The 16,200-nt window shown below is 38.9% G+C and carries 9 protein-coding genes, 6 pseudogenes and 1 other annotated feature; of the genes and pseudogenes, 9 read left to right on the top strand and 6 right to left on the bottom strand.

Annotation, left to right across the window (positions count from 1 at the left end; genetic code table 11):
* Positions 1 to 221: 221 nt before the first annotated feature.
* A pseudogene (locus tag FTT98_RS15455) lies at positions 222 to 1,250 on the bottom strand (transposase).
* A gap of 446 nt (positions 1,251 to 1,696) precedes the next feature.
* Here FTT98_RS15455 and FTT98_RS15450 point away from each other — a divergent pair.
* A complete protein-coding gene (locus FTT98_RS15450) occupies positions 1,697 to 2,005 on the top strand; it encodes a helix-turn-helix transcriptional regulator (RefSeq protein ID WP_180177528.1) in 309 nt (102 codons plus the stop codon).
* Positions 2,002 to 3,291 (top strand): type II toxin-antitoxin system HipA family toxin, encoded by a 1,290-nt coding sequence (locus FTT98_RS15445; protein ID WP_180177527.1) that lies wholly within the window; start codon positions 2,002 to 2,004, stop codon positions 3,289 to 3,291. The genes FTT98_RS15450 and FTT98_RS15445 overlap by 4 nt, the downstream gene beginning before the upstream one ends.
* A gap of 18 nt (positions 3,292 to 3,309) precedes the next feature.
* On the opposite strand, the gene FTT98_RS15440 is transcribed toward FTT98_RS15445, so the two are convergent.
* On the bottom strand, positions 3,310 to 6,657 hold the full coding sequence (locus FTT98_RS15440; RefSeq protein WP_180177526.1) for a DEAD/DEAH box helicase: 3,348 nt from the start codon (positions 6,655 to 6,657) through the stop codon (positions 3,310 to 3,312).
* A gap of 641 nt (positions 6,658 to 7,298) precedes the next feature.
* On the opposite strand from FTT98_RS15440, the gene FTT98_RS15435 reads away from it, so the two are divergent.
* The 4 genes and pseudogenes from FTT98_RS15435 to FTT98_RS15420 all read left to right on the top strand — a co-directional run bounded on the left by FTT98_RS15435 (position 7,299) and on the right by FTT98_RS15420 (position 10,751).
* Positions 7,299 to 7,562, top strand: coding sequence for a type II toxin-antitoxin system Phd/YefM family antitoxin (locus FTT98_RS15435; protein WP_016658858.1), 264 nt, complete (start codon positions 7,299 to 7,301; stop codon positions 7,560 to 7,562).
* A complete protein-coding gene (locus FTT98_RS15430; protein WP_000203952.1) occupies positions 7,549 to 7,812 on the top strand; it encodes a Txe/YoeB family addiction module toxin in 264 nt (87 codons plus the stop codon). Before FTT98_RS15435 ends, FTT98_RS15430 begins: the two co-directional genes overlap by 14 nt.
* A 218-nt stretch (positions 7,813 to 8,030) precedes the next feature.
* Positions 8,031 to 9,413, top strand: a complete 1,383-nt coding sequence (locus tag FTT98_RS15425) for an IS200/IS605 family accessory protein TnpB-related protein (RefSeq protein WP_180042402.1) — start codon at positions 8,031 to 8,033, stop codon at positions 9,411 to 9,413.
* A 100-nt stretch (positions 9,414 to 9,513) separates the two neighbouring features.
* Positions 9,514 to 10,751 (top strand): annotated as a pseudogene (locus FTT98_RS15420) (IS256 family transposase).
* 40 nt (positions 10,752 to 10,791) lie between these two features.
* Here the strand turns inward: FTT98_RS15420 and FTT98_RS15415 are convergent.
* The 3 genes and pseudogenes from FTT98_RS15415 to FTT98_RS15405 form a co-directional block, all read right to left on the bottom strand.
* Positions 10,792 to 11,055 carry a hypothetical protein gene (locus tag FTT98_RS15415; RefSeq protein ID WP_004871190.1) on the bottom strand — a complete coding sequence of 88 codons (264 nt, stop codon included), beginning with the start codon at positions 11,053 to 11,055 and terminating at the stop codon, positions 10,792 to 10,794.
* Between the two features lie 115 nt (positions 11,056 to 11,170).
* Positions 11,171 to 12,390, bottom strand: a pseudogene (locus tag FTT98_RS15410) (IS3 family transposase).
* Positions 11,999 to 12,115, bottom strand: a sequence feature (AL1L pseudoknot). Its footprint overlaps the pseudogene before it by 117 nt.
* Positions 12,374 to 12,646 (bottom strand): annotated as a pseudogene (locus FTT98_RS15405) (IS4 family transposase); the annotation flags it as partial. The pseudogenes FTT98_RS15405 and FTT98_RS15410, both read right to left, overlap by 17 nt.
* 175 nt (positions 12,647 to 12,821) lie before the next feature.
* Here FTT98_RS15405 and FTT98_RS15400 point away from each other — a divergent pair.
* The 3 genes and pseudogenes from FTT98_RS15400 (at position 12,822) to FTT98_RS15385 (ending at position 15,567) form a co-directional block, all read left to right on the top strand.
* The gene (locus tag FTT98_RS15400) at positions 12,822 to 13,217 is read left to right on the top strand and encodes a transposase family protein (RefSeq protein ID WP_067764127.1); all 396 of its coding nucleotides are present in this window, start codon (positions 12,822 to 12,824) and stop codon (positions 13,215 to 13,217) included.
* Positions 13,165 to 13,635: pseudogene (locus tag FTT98_RS18170) on the top strand (transposase family protein). The gene FTT98_RS15400 and the pseudogene FTT98_RS18170 overlap by 53 nt, the downstream one beginning before the upstream one ends.
* A gap of 312 nt (positions 13,636 to 13,947) precedes the next feature.
* Entirely contained in the window at positions 13,948 to 15,567 is a 1,620-nt protein-coding gene (locus FTT98_RS15385) for an oleate hydratase (RefSeq protein ID WP_180177524.1), read from the top strand.
* A gap of 181 nt (positions 15,568 to 15,748) precedes the next feature.
* On the opposite strand, the pseudogene FTT98_RS15380 reads toward FTT98_RS15385, so the two are convergent.
* Positions 15,749 to 16,074, bottom strand: a pseudogene (locus FTT98_RS15380) (IS3 family transposase); the annotation flags it as partial.
* Positions 16,075 to 16,200 lie beyond the last annotated feature (126 nt).

The following is a 16,200-nucleotide window of genomic DNA, read 5'->3' as shown; positions in this document are numbered from 1 at the left end:
GTTCAAATGGCTATTCTACGTTTGATTGGTTTTGGAAAAAAAGAAGAATTTAAGAAAGTGCTAGCAATTTTAAGAAAGAAAAAGCCTGATAGGACAAGGATCCTATGAAATTTGTCGTGTACAGAGAGTTTTTTCATAATTTTGATTAAAAAAACAAACAAAAAATAAACCTATATTTCTATATATTTCATGATTTTATATAAAATAGGACTTACGCAGTATTATTTATAGATTCTCTGTGGTAGCAGATGATTTTTATCGAGAATAAAGTCATCAATGAAGTCTTTGATGATTGGTCTAAATAATTTCTTCTGCCAACGATATACATTTTCAAAGATCCGCTCAAACTGGTTCTTTTGTATCTCGACGTAGGCCATTAAGGCTGAAAAAATATGATTCAAAATCAGTTTAGATCGTCTCACTTGAAACTTTTCAATATGACAAACTTGTTTAATCACCCGGTGATATTACTCTATTTTCCAATGACTTGAATGTAATTCATGAAAACCCTCAAAGGACAATAAATCATCTTCATCTTGATACACAATATAAAACCTCTGCTGTTCTTTTAACTGAGTCTTAAATAATTGTACAAAGCCAAAATCTTTGAGCCAGACCACTTGACCCTGATGGAAATCTGGTAATAAACGCAGTTGAAACCATTGTCCTTTTTCTGGGGAAACCTTACGGTTACAGTCGATACCAAACATAAATCGAATACCATATTTTCTTATGGTTTTTAGATTTCCAGTCGATGAATACCAACTATCACCTGTAATAAATTGAATCTTTGCACCCCAACTGAGTACTTCACTTAACATCTCCATAAAGTAATCATTCTTGGTTTTACTTTGAGATTTGTCATAAAATCGGAAATTAATTGGAATATTTTGACCATTTTGATCTGTCGCATACAAGGTAATGAGATTAATACCCTTGACAGATCGGTGGTGTTTGCCTGACCAAAAATAGCTAACTAAGTCCATATGCTGACTATACGGTTTATCTAAAACAGTATCATCAATACTGACTATAAGTTTATTATTATCAATATGTTGAATTGCTTCCTGATATAGGTCGTGAGGTGTGTAGTCTTCACGCTCTAGAAAGCGATTTACACTATCATGCGAGATATTATAAGTCTCGGCAAGTTGTGTGCAGCTAATAGAGTTCGGTTCTGTCATGAGAAAGCCCATATAAATGGGTAGAGTACAAGTTGCTGTAGAAGCATGTTTAATTCGTCTGATCACAGATACTTTATAAAGTATTTTAATACTTTTTTTAATCCGTCAATGCGTAAGTCCTAAACTATTGATGTTACTATACTTAGCCGTCTAGTTTCCCTCCGGCTTGATATGCTATTTTTATGATCACAGTCAACCATTCCTTTACTTACTGTATGCTAACTGCACGGCGGGTTTGTTATTATTTATTATCAGATTGCGCTAGGCAGTTAAATGCAGGGCTGTCAGGAAATTTTGCCAGAGAGTTGCCAACAGTTCAGATCTGGCTGCCAATTACGTAAGTAGATTAAGGTAAATTGAACCGCGTATTTTAACTGTATTTTCAGAGTGATTTCAGATCACTACGTAGCTAGGGCTTTTACAGATCGAAATGATAAAGTCATAAATTGCTTTTCAAAAAAAAGAAACTAATATGTTTCTTATAGGATCCAAAAGAAATAAATGTATCTACAATGAATAAGTCTTTACTTCAGCAAATCAAAAAAAGACGAACCCAATTGGGCTTAAAGCAAATTGATATGCAATCCCGTACAGGCATTTCAAGACAGCAGTACCAAAAACTGGAAAGTCAGGGCAACCCTCGATTAGAGACCTTAGAAATTATAGCGGCAGGATTAAATGCTCAACTGATGCTCATCCCTGATGATAAGGTTCATTTGATCAGACAATTATTGAATGATGAAATTAAAGTCACTATTGAAGATCAGGATGACTTAATGACTAACCCATGGAAAGATCTTCTCGGAGGAGAGGAACCATGAATACTGTTGCCGTCCTGAAATTAACATTACATCACGGTATCGTTGGATACTTGGCAGGATTTCAGAGCGGAAAAAATATTCTGGTTTTTACAGATTCTTTCCGCTTTGATCAGCAACGTCCGACCTTGAGCCTGCTGACTTCCCCCTTATATCCTCAAGCGGATAAAATTTTAGAAAAGACCTATGTTACACATCAGCGCTTACACCCCTTGCTATCAAACTTGCTACCAGAAGGTGCATTACGCGAACTGATTGCACAAAGCCTCAAAGTACATATAGACAATGAATTTCAGTTATTGGCAGCTTTAGGTCATGATTTACCTGGAGCACTCATTGCGACTCCATTAGATCCAGAAGAAATTCCAGATGAAATAAAATTCAAACTGCAGATCTCGAATCCAGATCAAATTTTAAAGCAAGAGATTCGAACAGATAATAAGTTTTCCTTGGCTGGCGTCCAAATGAAGTTTTCCATGAAAGCCAAAGATGGGCGTTTTACACTAGCACAGGCAACGGAAACGGCTCTACTCGGGGACTGGATTATCAAAACTCCTTCTTCCGGACATGCTTTTGTTCCGCTAAATGAATATTCTATGATGACCCTTGCTAAAACGGTCGGAATAGATGTCCCTGAGATTCGCTTGGTGGATATGACCCTTTTACAAGACCTTCCACCATTAAATTTACCCCAAGAGCAATATGCTTTCGCAATCAAAAGATTTGATAGACAGAGTACTGCTGATACTACAGAGCTTATTCACATCGAAGATTTTGCTCAGATCTTCGGCGCATATCCACATCAGAAATACAGCACCACAAATTATGAGCAGATAGGAAAGATCATTTATCAATTTTCAGATAACAAAATTATTGATATTCAGCAATTTGCCAGCCGTTTACTCATAAATATTTTACTCGCCAATGGAGATGCACACTTAAAGAACTGGAGTATGATTTATTACGATAAAAGTGCACCAAGATTATCACCCGCATACGATATATTAATGACTAGTGTATATATTGAAAATGAGCATCATTTCGCATTAAATCTTGCCAAAAATAAAGATTGGTATTTAGCTGAGATGAAGCATTTTAAGCAATGGGCAGAAAAAGTCGGCGTTCCATGGCGTATCATCAAGAAGCAACTTCACGATATTATGGATAATGCTCGATCATTATGGCCAGCGCTATTACTAGATTTACCTATGATTTCCGCTCATAAAGAAAAATTAAGAGAACATTGGAAAAAATTGCATCCAGACTTTCAGATACTTACAGATGATTAGAGGAAACCTGTAACCAAGCTAAAATTTCTCAAACAATTTCATCACATCATTTTCCGTCAGTTTCGCTTCTCCCTCATGATCTGTGCTTAGAATAGACTGTGCCAGTTCTGCTTTATTCTGCTGCAAGGCAATAATTTTTTCTTCTATGCTTTTATTAGTAATCAGCTTATACACAAATACCGGCTTGTCCTGTCCAATCCGCCATGCACGATCTGAAGCTTGATCTTCAGCAGCAGGGTTCCACCATGGATCATAGTGAATGACCGTATCTGCGGCAGTTAGATTCAGACCAACCCCTCCTGCTTTCAGACTGATTAAAAATACCGGCACTTGTCCAGACTGAAACGCTGTAATGACTTCATCTCGCTTTTTGGTCTTTCCAGTCAGCTTCACATAGCCAATTTCTGCGTGATGGAACTGTTGTTCAATCAGTTCCAACATTGAGGTAAACTGAGAGAAGATAAGAATTTTTCGCCCCTCTTCCACCATTGGAACGACCATATCCATCAACTGTTCAAGTTTGGCAGAATGCGCCTGCCCAATTTTCACTGAATCCAGCTTTAGTAAGCTAGGATGGCAGCACACCTGACGTAGCTTCAGTAAGGCATCTAAAATTTGAATTTGACTACGTTTAAAGCCTTTTTCTGCCACAATTTTCTGAATGCTTGCCTGCATCGTGGCACGAACAGCCTCATATAACTTGGATTGCTGGTCATTCATATCAATATTGACTTCAATCGTGGTTTTTTCTGGCAACTCTTTGGCTACGTCAGTTTTCAAGCGACGTAAAATGAAGGGCTTAATCCGGTTGACCAACTTTTGTCTTAACTGCTCATCACCGCGCTTTTCAATCGGATGACGGTACTTTTTATTAAAAATTTCTTGTGAATATAAAAATCCTGGCATCAGGAAATAAAATAGTGCCCACAGCTCACCCAAATGATTTTCCATAGGTGTACCGGTTAGACATAGACGATGTCGCGCTGTTAATTGCCGTACTACCTGTGCAGCTTTGGCGCGCGGATTTTTGATATTCTGCGCCTCATCCAAAATGAGTTGATGATATTCATATTGCTTTAGTTGCTCTTCATCTCTCGCCAGAAGCGGATAGGTGGTTAACACAATATCATAGTGCGGAATCTGCTCAAAATACTGATGGCGATCGGGCCCCTGTAGCAGCAATACCTTGAGCTCTGGGGTAAATTTCTCCGCTTCTTTGAACCAGTTATGCATCAGCGATGTGGGTGCAACAATTAAGGCGGGACTATCCTGCAAATATCCAGCCTGCTTTTCCATGAGTAAATGGGCTAAAGTTTGTGCTGTTTTCCCCAAGCCCATATCATCTGCCAGAATCCCGCCATGCTGGGTTTCCCTTAAAAACTGTAACCAGCCTAAGCCCTGCTGCTGGTATAGACGCAACTCCCCCTGAAAACCTTGTGGTGTTGGCAGTTGTTGCTGATAGCCTTGTTTGAATTTATGTACAAATTTCTGCAGGCGATCACTGACCTGCCATGTCATCCCAGGATTATGCTGCAATTCTAATAATTGACTCGCATCATAGCGATCAATACTGCGCTCTTCTTGCTGTAAAATGCTCTGCAGATGCAATAATACCGGCTTAATATCCCTAGCGGATAGCGCCAAATCAGGTTGATCAACTGCAGTTTTCACGGTGAAAATTTGACTGTCATGCAGATGAATAAAAGTCCGCGGATCAAGTAAATCAGGATTTACTCGCACCAAAGCTACGAGCGCATCAAGTAAATTATAAGAATTGCCTGCACTGTCTTGAACCGTCGCCCCGATATTGAACCAGTCCTGCTGGCCTTCAGATTCAGTGATAGAAATATTTAAATTTTCAACATATTGCAGGTTAAAGGGGCTGTTTTCCAGATGCTCTATCTGCCAGCCCATCAACTCAATTTGATTGATGGGCATCAGCTGTTTGATCCAGTCTCCATAGAAAGCAAAAACCATAGAATCGAGACGTTGTTTATCCAGTTTTAATTGCTGGTCATAACTAAGATCTTTCACCCACTTCAGTGATTCGACCAATAGCTGTAAACGCTGGATTGACTGTTGTTCCTGAACTAAGTCCCGAAGCTGTCGCACCATTTTGTCATGCTGCTCACCAATGAAACTGTCACCTGATGTACCTGCTTTAATTCGCCCGCCTGCATAGGAGAATTCAATTTCAGCACAAACAGACTCCTCCCATTTCCAATCAAATTTATCTAAAACACCGAAGCGTAAAATTGGCTGGGGATTACCCTGTAAGACTTCAATCTCTTGAAGAAACCCAGGTTTCGGCAAGTTATGTATCGTTGTAGATTGATGGGTAAGCTGCTCAAACTCAGTCAAAACCGTCGCAGGCATCTCTGGCATCCGCCAAAGGTAGTACAGTAAATCCGATGTATATTCACTATAGAGTTGCCCTACCGTATTCTTGTGAATATCGATATAACAAAGTGGCTGACTTACAAGAATTTGAAGATGTGGATTCGATTTTAAATTGAGTCGAACATTTCCATTGACCAACTCAAAATCTAAGTGCTCAATCTGTTTTTCAATGCTCTTTTGCCAAGAAAATTCAAGCTGATAGCTTTGTTCTGACCATGTAAGTGGAGCATCACTTTTTTGTTTCCAATAGACATCACCACTCTGAATGAAAGATTTAAAATGCTCTAAGACAATGCCTGATATATCAAGACTATTTCCATAAGAAAACTCATTCTGATTGAGCTTGGCATAATAATAAATTTGATTAAATAATTGTCGCTTCCCATCAGGCAAAGACAGACGTTTTTTTAGAATATTGCCATATTCAGTATAAGAACTGACACCTGTGATCGTCCCACTTTTATTACGTCTACCTTTGCGAACCTCAAGTTTTAACCCGAATAGACCTAAAGGCTGATCTAAATAATAAAGTAAATAATTACTCGTTGTCTTTTGCTGCTCTAACTGGGTATGTTGTAAATACTGCTTAAACTCACTTAACCAGCGTTGTGCTTGATTAATTGCAACCCGATCTTTTTGAGTGTGAGATGATGACTGAGAGTCAACATAGCTCTTCAGATATCCTTCTCGATATTCTTGATAAAATAATTTGGCTAAAGCAGCAGCATGTTTACAGTTATATCCAACCGGACAAGTGCAGTCGTCATCAATTAAACGGTCCTTTTTAAGATTATAGGTAATTGCAGTATCGTAATAATCTGTCCCTTCAATTTGGGCATACATCGTGACATCGTCATTTTCCTCAAAGAACTCAATCGTTTTCCTATCAATGTGTTTAGCATAGCTCTGGCTGCGCTGAAGAGTTGCAGTACTAAAGCGAGATAGAAAATTGATCAATGAGGACATAATTACCAGACACTAAAAATGTTTATACAATTATAACGGACAAAGCTGTCATTTCAGAATAGTAGGGCTTTGTTGCACAAAGATTTATAATTTGAAGCATCCCCCCAACTCACTCAAATTTAAATTATAACTCGCTATCTGGTAGTGAACTTTGGTGTTTTTTCTATTGGCTGGCGTAAATACTTTTAAGCTGCCTGAGGTATCAGCAAAGGCAGAGCCCTGCCCATCGACCCCATTGCTTCAGACTACTGGGGCCAGATATTCCAGATTGAACTGATAGCAAATCCCGGTTCCTCGTGACACCATGCAAAATTAATAGAGCTTAAAGCAAGTTGTTAGACTCTATTAGATTGTAAATATCTAATTAGACTTCTTTAATTTAATAGTATCTTCAGTCGGCTCTGTTGTATAAGTATGTAAGCATCTGATTTAAATAAATTTAATTTTGGATCAAAAAATAATCAAAACTTTTAAAATCATATAGTTATGAAATCTTTATGCAACAAAGCCTATTTGATATAAAACTGTTACACAAAATTGACAACATGTACAGAATTCTGTACATTTTAGATTGTAAAGTTCGATCACTATCATCTAGTCAGTAGCGTTTTAACACAGCTTACTTTATGAGGGAGAAATATATGCATGTATTTACATATACAGACGCACGTAACAACTTAAAATCTGTTTTAGATAAAGTTATTGATGATGCAGATGTCGCTTTCATTACAAGAAAAGAAGGCGGTCATGCTGTAGTAATGGGACAAGATCATTACGACAGTTTAATGGAAACGTTGTATCTCCTTTCATCTCCAAATAATACCACTCGTTTAAACGAATCAATTGCTCAATTACGCGCAGGTAAAACCAAACAAAGAGAGTTGATTATAGATGACGAGTCGTAATGTCGAATGGACTGAAAATGCCTGGGATGAATATATCTATTGGCAAACACAGGATAAAAAGATACTCAAACGTATCAATACCTTAATCAGAGAATGTCAAAGAACACCCTTTGAAGGAACTGGAAAACCAGAACCTTTAAAAGCAAATCTTTCAGGATTCTGGAGCCGTAGAATTGATGAGAAGCATAGATTAGTTTATGAAGTGACGGATGAACGAATTTCCATTATTCAATGTCGGTTCCATTACTAATAATATTCCCTATTCTTAGTATGGGAGTAATTAACTATAACTAAAAATATAGACAAATATTTGCATAAGTTCTCATTTTGTCTATGTCGATTCAGTAGTGGCAAGGTGGGTATTTATTAGAGATTTAAATGATTATCTTTTGTATTTTAGGTGAGTGTCTTGGTATATTAGCATCCATATCTATTGATTATCCAATCCCTTAACCTAGGCATGACTTTGTGAAATTAACACGCATTCATCACTGTAAAAACTTGAATGTGCAAAAGTACAAACAGCTTGAGAAACAAGCTGTTTTACTTGGTCGTATTCGTAGCGAGGTGTGGGCTAAATATGGTGCTATTTCAGGTTTGAATATCAGTGACAGAGCTATTCGTGATGCGTGGATGAAAGAAAGTCGTGACTTTGGTGTTTCTGCAAATGCGTGGAAAGAAACGCTACGTGATTGCGTAGGTGATATTAAAGCCTATCGAGAAGCATCAAAAGACAAAGTAAAGCAGGCGATCCGAAAACGCACCTCCTGTAATAATGAACAAAAAAGACTATACACCTTGCTTAAAAAAGATGAATGGATGACTGATAATTTCCTCCATCGTCAAATGCGTAATCACTTTAAGCATGGTGTTAATCACACACATAATCAAATTATTGTTCGTGCGGATATGTGTAAAACTTTTGAGTTAAATGGTCAATGTTGGCTTAAAGTGCCGAGTCTAGTCCCTCGACAAACCATTAAAATTCCACTAAACACCACTGTTGATTTTGCGCCACAAGGCACACTTAGAATCATTCTAAAAAACGGTAATGTTGAAGTTCACTCAACTTATGATGCAGTTGAAACACAGGATTGTGGTCAGGAAACCGTAGGTGTTGATAAAGGTTATTCAGAAGCCTTTGTGGATTCTGATGGTGAAGTATATGGCAATGGTTTAGGTAAATTGATCTCAAGTGAATCAGACTACCTAAATCAAAAGTACAAACGTAGAAATAAGCTCAGAGCGATTTCTAAAGCCAAACCGCACAAGAAACAGAAAATTGAGTTAAATAATCTAGGTCGAAAAAAACTAGATAAGCGACAAGATACTCAAAAAGCAAAGCTCAAAACATTAATATTTACAGCAACTCACAAGTTGGTTGATAAAGCCAAAGTGATTGTTGCGGAAGATTTAACATCCCCAATTCAAAGTAAACGCAACTATGGCAAAAACACCAATAGACGCTTAAATACATGGGCTAAAGGTTTGTTAGCTAATGCCCTAACAGGTATATCTCACCGTAGAGGTTCTACGGTGCATCTAGTCAATTCTGCATATACTTCGCAAAGTGATTCTTTCTTGCATGGCCTTTTAATAGGTACACGTAAGGGAGATCGTTTTCACCGTTTCAATGGGGAAGTTGTGCAAGCTGATTGGAATGCTGCGAGAAACGTGCTTGCAAGATTAAACGACAATGAGATAAGTCGTTATACGCCTTACAAAACTGTAAAGCGTATATTGCAAGAACGGACTGACCGCTACAAGTCGGAACTGACCGACTCAGGCTCTAGTTACACGCTTGGCAACAAGACATTAACAGAGTGCGAATTAGTCCTTGAGTATGTTTGAATACATTTTAAGGAACAGAGTATTTTATGAGACTGTAAATTAAATTGTGTAATTGCCTGAATTTGCTATGTTCATATTCACAACGGAGTCAGGCAACATGATGAACGAACAAAAACTAAAAGACCTTGCAGCAGAATTTGCTAAAGGAATCAAAACAGAAGACGATCTCAATCAATTCACCCGATTGTTGACTAAACTCACCGTTGAAACGGCTCTCAATGCGGAACTTACCGAACACCTCGGACATGAAAAGAATGCTCGTAAGCACGGTTCTAATGCCCACAATGGTTATTCTAGTAAGACTATACTTAGCGATGATGGGGAGATTGAGATCACGACACCACGAGATCGTGATGGCACATTTGAGCCACAACTGATTAAAAAGAATCAGACCCGTATCACGCAAATGGATAGCCAGATTCTATCCCTTTATGCCAAAGGCATGACCACCAATGAAATCGTTAATACCTTCAAGGAAATGTACGATACCGATGTATCTCCAACGCTGATTTCCAAGGCGAACAGCACTGCTGTGAGGATGCCGTCAATGAGCAGGTTGCTGAATGGCAAAACCGTCCGTTGGATGCGATCTATCCCATCGTCTATATGGACTGTATTGTGGTTAAAGTCCGTCATAATGGCAGTGTCATCAACAAGGCTGTATTCCTTGCCTTAGGCATTAATCTTGATGGACACAAAGAACTGCTCGGCATGTGGATGGCTGAGAATGAAGGTGCCAAGTTCTGGCTGAATGTCCTGACTGAGCTGAAAAACCGAGGGTTGCAGGATATTCTGATCGCCTGCCTTGCGAAGCAGCGCCTCTCAGGACTAAAAGGCTTTCCTGATGCGATTAACAGCGTATACCCGCAAACCCACATCCAGCTGTGCATTATCCACATGCTGCGCAACAGCTTGAAATACGTGTCATGGAAAGATTACAAGGCGGTCACTCAGGATTTAAAAGCCGTTTATCAGTCACCTACTGAAGAGGCAGCCTTGATGGCCCTGGATCAATTTGCCCAAACATGGGATGACAAGTACCCACAGATCAGCAAAAGCTGGCGTACGCACTGGGAGAATCTGAATACCTTCTTTGCTTATCCAGCCGAGATACGCAAAGCCATCTACACTACCAACGCAATCGAGTCGTTAAACAGCGTAAGACGCCAGGCAATCAAAAAGCGTAAAGTCTTTCCAACGGATGATTCTGTACGTAAAGTGATTTACTTGGCAATTGATGCAGCGTCTAAAAAGTGGAATATGCCTATTCGCGACTGGCGTTTAGCTATGAGTCGCTTTATTATTGAATTCGGTGACCGCTTAAGCAATCACCTTTAAATTTATGAAAAGCAATTACACAAAATTATTTACAGGCTCATTAAGTTACTTTTCTAGTGAAAAAAACTCCCCCAAAAATACCAGATAGTATTGCACTTGGAAAACTCCACCAGAAGGTCGCAAATACAAAAATAAATATACCACAACCAGTTATAATAGAACCAAAAACGATATCTTTATTAAATGGGATATGTATTAAACTTTGATAATACCAAGATGATAAAAAACTAAATAATACAGCTAATGAAAAGTAGAAAACCTTTTCAAAGTTTGTACTATTAATCATATCGACCCATAATTCCATATTATGCTCCTGCTACACGGCAGCCTTTTGCAGCTGAAGGTACAATACTGGTCCAAATCCATGCTGAAATTCCCCCTGAACCGTACCGGGTTTGTCGGAGACTTTTTTATTTAAGTTAGGCCACCTGACCTAACGGGTTAATCTTATCATAGTACATTGCTTCAAACTCAAAAGGTGATACATAACCCAGTGCACTGTGTACACGCTCTTTATTGAACCAATCTACCCAGTTTAGTGTCGCAAGTTGTACATCCGCTAAACCTTGCCAATCCGCTTTTAAATATTCAATCACCTCTGTTTTGTATAAGCCATTCACCGTTTCAGCCAAAGCATTATCGTATGAATCACAAGTCGTACCGACTGATGCTCGTAAATTTGCTGCTTCTAAACGATTGGTATAGCGAATTGAAAGATATTGAACACCTCTATCTGAATGATGAATCACATTCTTAGGCATACCTCGATCGTGCAATGCTTGCTCCAATGCATCGAGCACCATATCTGTATTCATCCGTGTAGATACTTTCCATCCAACAATTGCTCGTGAGAACACGTCAATAACAAATGCGGTATATACCTAGCCTGAATGAGTTTGAATATACGTAAAGTCACCCACCAATAGTTGGTTTGGATGATCAGCATTAAAATTACGTTTCACTAAATCATCCGCTCTTTTTTGATCATCTCGGCTACGGGTGGTGTATTTATTCTTACCACGCCAAACACCTTGTATACCTAGCTTTTGCATCAATCGAGCAACTGTACAACGTGCAATAACATAACCTTCACGTTTCAGTTGTTGCCAGACCTTACGCACACCATATCGACCTGAACTTTCTTTCCAAATTCGTTTAATTTGTTCAGCATGATGCAAATCATGTAGATCTTGCTTTGCTCGATGTTCTGGGTTTTCAGCAATATCTAGTGTTCGATAATAGGTAGAAGCTGAGATCGGTAAAATCCTACAAATCGTATCAACACCATATAAGCCTTTATTGTTATGGATGAAATCCACCATTATTTGTGTGGGCGGTCGAGCTCCGCCTGGGCGAAAAAAGCGGCTGCTTTACGCAGAATTTCATTGGCACGCTTTAATTCTTTGATTTCACGTTCCATTTGCTTCATTTTTTCTTGATCAGAGATCTGTTGTACTTTGATAGGATTTTGCTCATCTAAATGCTTTTGATGCCAAGCACGAAGTGTTTCAGGAGTACAACCAATCTTAGGCGCAATAGCTGTGATCGCAGCCCAATTAGATGGATAGTCTTTTTCAGATTCAATCAATAATTGAACCGCTCTTTCTCTGATTTCAGGGGTATATTTTAATTTGGTCATCGGAACATTCTCTCAGAATACTGAGTCTCCGACAAACCCGGTACGGTTCAAAATACTGATCTGCAAAGAAGCGTTGTATACGTCGATAAAATGATTGTGGTAAGCACTTGATGGGTAAGGCTTTAGATGCAGAAGAAAGATTACATGTCTGTTTTACAATTAATGCAAGCATAATCAGTGTAAAACATTTTGCATGTGACTTGTTCCACTTTAGATATTTGTTTAAGATGAGATGTAACTCATTGAAATGTGTCATCATATTCGTCTTCAGAAAACAAGTATTATGCCATTATTTCAATGAGTTATCTTTTTTGTCGTGTACAAAGATATTTTTTAATGATAAATAAGCCTCTTTCATAAATCAAAAAACGAACAGTCTCTTGCTGATTATTTGTACCGAAGAATTTTAAATATTCATGCATAATCTGCGGATGAAATATATCGATTCAAAGAAGCTTTCTGAAACACAGTTTAAGCGATACACCGGCATATCATGGTCAACCTTTGATTTAATGGTTGAACAACTGAAAATGCATGTTCCTGCTAAAGGTAGACCAACTAAATTGAGCATAGAAGATCAAATCCTTCTGTGCTTAAGTTATTGGCGCGAATACCGAACCTTGTTCCATGTTGCAACAAGTTATGGTGTGTCAGAGCCGACTGCTTCAAGAATTGTCCGTCATGTAGAGGACTGCCTGATCAAGTCCAATTTATTTAATTTACCGAAGCATTTGCCTGAGGGCGAAGGCATCGACTGGAACGTGGTGATTGTTGATGCCACAGAAATTCCAATACAAAGACCTAAAAAAACAGAAGAAAAGCTATAGTGGCAAAAAGAAGGCACATACTTTCAAAGTCCAGGCCATCATTCATTATATAACTCAGCAAATTCTGAGTTTATGCACTGATCGTGGTGCTGTACATGATTTCGAACTCTTCAAACGAAACTTACATCAGATTCCGGCAGGTGCCTTTATCCTTGCAGATAAAGGCTATCAAGGGATTTATGCAATGTATCCAAATAGCTTGTTGCCATTAAAAGCAAAAAAGCGCTGTAAATAGGATCCTGAACTAAAAATCTATAATCAAGAAATCAACAAAAGAAGAATTGGGGTTGAGCATGTATTTGGTAGTTTAAAAACTTTCAAAATCCTTGCCGAGCGATATCGTAATCGAGGAAAAAGACTGGGCTTAAGATTCAATTTAATTGCGGGAATCTATAATTTAGAGCTGAGCAAAAAATGAATTATGAAAGAAGTCTAATAAAAAGCCTATTTTTAAAGAAATTTAGCATACGGCATAGTGAAAACAACAATAGAGCAATTACTCAACAATAAACATTAACATCAATTATTTAGATCATATTCAATTTTAATAAAAAGACAAATGTGTATTAAAAATAGCCATCATACGTCTATTTTTGATTACAAAATATAATGAGGGGATTGCTTCCCATTTCATACATTTTTCATATATAAAAAGACATACTATTTTTAAGGTTTTTCTAAACCAATTTTTTTACTTCATAATTTTTAACATCATAATTAAAGGTGAACCATGCAAAATAAGAAGCGCACCCCATTAGACGCGCAACAGTCCCATCTTTGGATTATTGGTGGTGGTATCGCAGGTATGGCTGCTGCTGCATTTGCAATCCGTGATGCCAAAGTCCCTGCCAAAAATATCCATATTTTAGAAGAACTCGATATTTCAGGTGGTTCGATGGATGGTGGACATACACCGCATGCCGCGCAAGCTTGGGTAACACGTGGTGGGCGAATGCTGACCGATGAAACTTATTTGTGCCTATGGGACTTATTTTCCAGTATTCCATCTTTGGAAAATCCAGACATTTCGGTGCGTGAAGAATGTCGTGAGTTTAATGAAAAAGTGAAAACCCACGGCAATGCACGGTTGATTGATGCCGAACATGTCATTGCGGATGCAGCAAAGCTTGGTCTGAATACGCTACATCGTGCACAGATGCTGCGCCTATTAGCTTCAAAAGAAGAAAAAATTGGCAGTCGCCGCATTGATGAGTTTTTTGATGAAACCTTTTTTGAAACCAATTTCTGGCGCATGTGGCGCACGACTTTCGCTTTTCAAAAATGGCACAGTGCAGCAGAGTTAAGACGCTATTTCTTGCGTTTTATTCAAGAATTGCCACGCATTCATACCTTAGCGGGTGTGAAACGTACCAAGTACAACCAATATGACTCGATGATTCTGCCCCTACAGCGTTGGTTAGTCGCACAAGGCGTCGATGTGCGTTTTGGACACTATGTCACAGATGCAGACTTCATTACCAATGCTGAAACTCAAGAACGCTACGCTTCACGCCTATATGTACAATTGCCTGAAGGCTCAGAGCAAATTAATCTGAAAGCCAATGATTTAGCTATTTTCACTTTAGGCTCTATTACAGCAGACTCACGTTATGGCGGTAATCATGACGTGCCTGCCCTTATTCGTCATCGAGAAGATCATGGCTGGACGCTTTGGGAAACGCTGGCACAAAAAGCCCCAGACTTTGGCCGTCCAATGACTTTTTATGGCAATGTCGATGAACATAAGTGGGAGTCTTTCACTCTGACCATGAAAGATGACGTGCTACTTAAACGTATTATTGACTATACAGGCAATGAACCAGGCACAGGCGCACTCATGACTTGGTATGAGTCGGGTTGGCATTTATCCATCGTGGTTCCTGCACAGCCACACTTTGCCGACTTACCTGAAGGTTTATATACCTTATGGGGCTACGGTTTCCAAATTGAACATATAGGCGATTACATCAAAAAACCAATGTCCGAAGCCACGGGGCAAGAAATCCTAACAGAACTGATTAAACAGCTCGGTTTTGACGACATTTTAGATCATGTTTTGGCAACGACTGATGTTACTACCGCCATGATGCCATACGCCTCTGCCCTATTCGCCTGCCGTAAACCGGGGGATCGTCCACAGGTAATTCCACAAGGCTCACAAAACTTTGCTTTCCTTGGACAGTTTGTGGAAATTGAAGATGACGTGGTCTTTACTGTGGAATATTCAGTTCGTGGGGCGATGCTTGTCATTTATGAATTTTTTGGGGTGGAACGTGAAATCCCTGAAATTTACAACGGTCTACTTGATCCCAAAGTGGGTTTAAAAGCTTTAGAAACAGTGTTCCACTAAGTTTTTAATATATAGCGATAAGAGCACCTTTATGTCGCCACTATTACATAGTTTAATTTAAGCAACGTTTGGATACACGAGTGTGGCAGGGATGCCACACGTTATCCATCATAATAGGGATGTTATGTATGGGTAACAAAGGCTTTTGCTTTCTTTTGGCTTATCAAAAGTAAGGGTGATCCTAGACAGTATCGTGGACAATCGGTCCCTCTAAATTCTTAAAATAATTCTGTTCAAAAGCTTCTGGGCTTAACCAGCCATTTGCAGAATGCCGTCTAATTCGATTGTAGTAAATCTCAATATATTCAAACAAGACAGCATTGGCTTCTTTTCGGGTAGTAAACACACTCCCGTGTACCACATGACCTTTCAATGTATGAAAGAAGCTTTCCGTCACCGCATTATCCCATGAGCAGTATACTGCGCAAGGCCTCGTCTAGACATGCTTTGAATGCAGTTATTCGTCAACAATAGCGCTCTAAAATCTCGACTACAGTACTGTGAGCCTGAGATACCGTCTTGGTAGTCAATCAGGTTTTGAGATTATTCGACCAATAAATAATCTCTTTGATAGGCAGTCTGATGTTTTAAAACGCCATAACACAGATGTATAAGCTTGCGCATTGCAGCACC

Origin of the sequence: Acinetobacter sp. YH12039 (assembly GCF_013420015.1) — a bacterium.
Classification (GTDB): domain Bacteria; phylum Pseudomonadota; class Gammaproteobacteria; order Pseudomonadales; family Moraxellaceae; genus Acinetobacter; species Acinetobacter amyesii.
This window is presented reverse-complemented; position numbering and strand designations above follow the sequence as displayed.

Excerpts from the sequence above, each read along its gene's own strand:
- FTT98_RS15450 (WP_180177528.1), top strand. The coding sequence starts at position 1,697 with ATGAATAAGTCTTTACTTCAGCAAATCAAAAAAAGACGAACCCAATTG.
- FTT98_RS15445 (WP_180177527.1), top strand. The coding sequence starts at position 2,002 with ATGAATACTGTTGCCGTCCTGAAATTAACATTACATCACGGTATCGTT.
- FTT98_RS15440 (WP_180177526.1), bottom strand. The coding sequence starts at position 6,657 with ATGTCCTCATTGATCAATTTTCTATCTCGCTTTAGTACTGCAACTCTT.
- FTT98_RS15435 (WP_016658858.1), top strand. The coding sequence starts at position 7,299 with ATGCATGTATTTACATATACAGACGCACGTAACAACTTAAAATCTGTT.
- FTT98_RS15430 (WP_000203952.1), top strand. The coding sequence starts at position 7,549 with ATGACGAGTCGTAATGTCGAATGGACTGAAAATGCCTGGGATGAATAT.
- FTT98_RS15415 (WP_004871190.1), bottom strand. The coding sequence starts at position 11,055 with ATGGAATTATGGGTCGATATGATTAATAGTACAAACTTTGAAAAGGTT.
- FTT98_RS15400 (WP_067764127.1), top strand. The coding sequence starts at position 12,822 with ATGAAATATATCGATTCAAAGAAGCTTTCTGAAACACAGTTTAAGCGA.
- FTT98_RS15385 (WP_180177524.1), top strand. The coding sequence starts at position 13,948 with ATGCAAAATAAGAAGCGCACCCCATTAGACGCGCAACAGTCCCATCTT.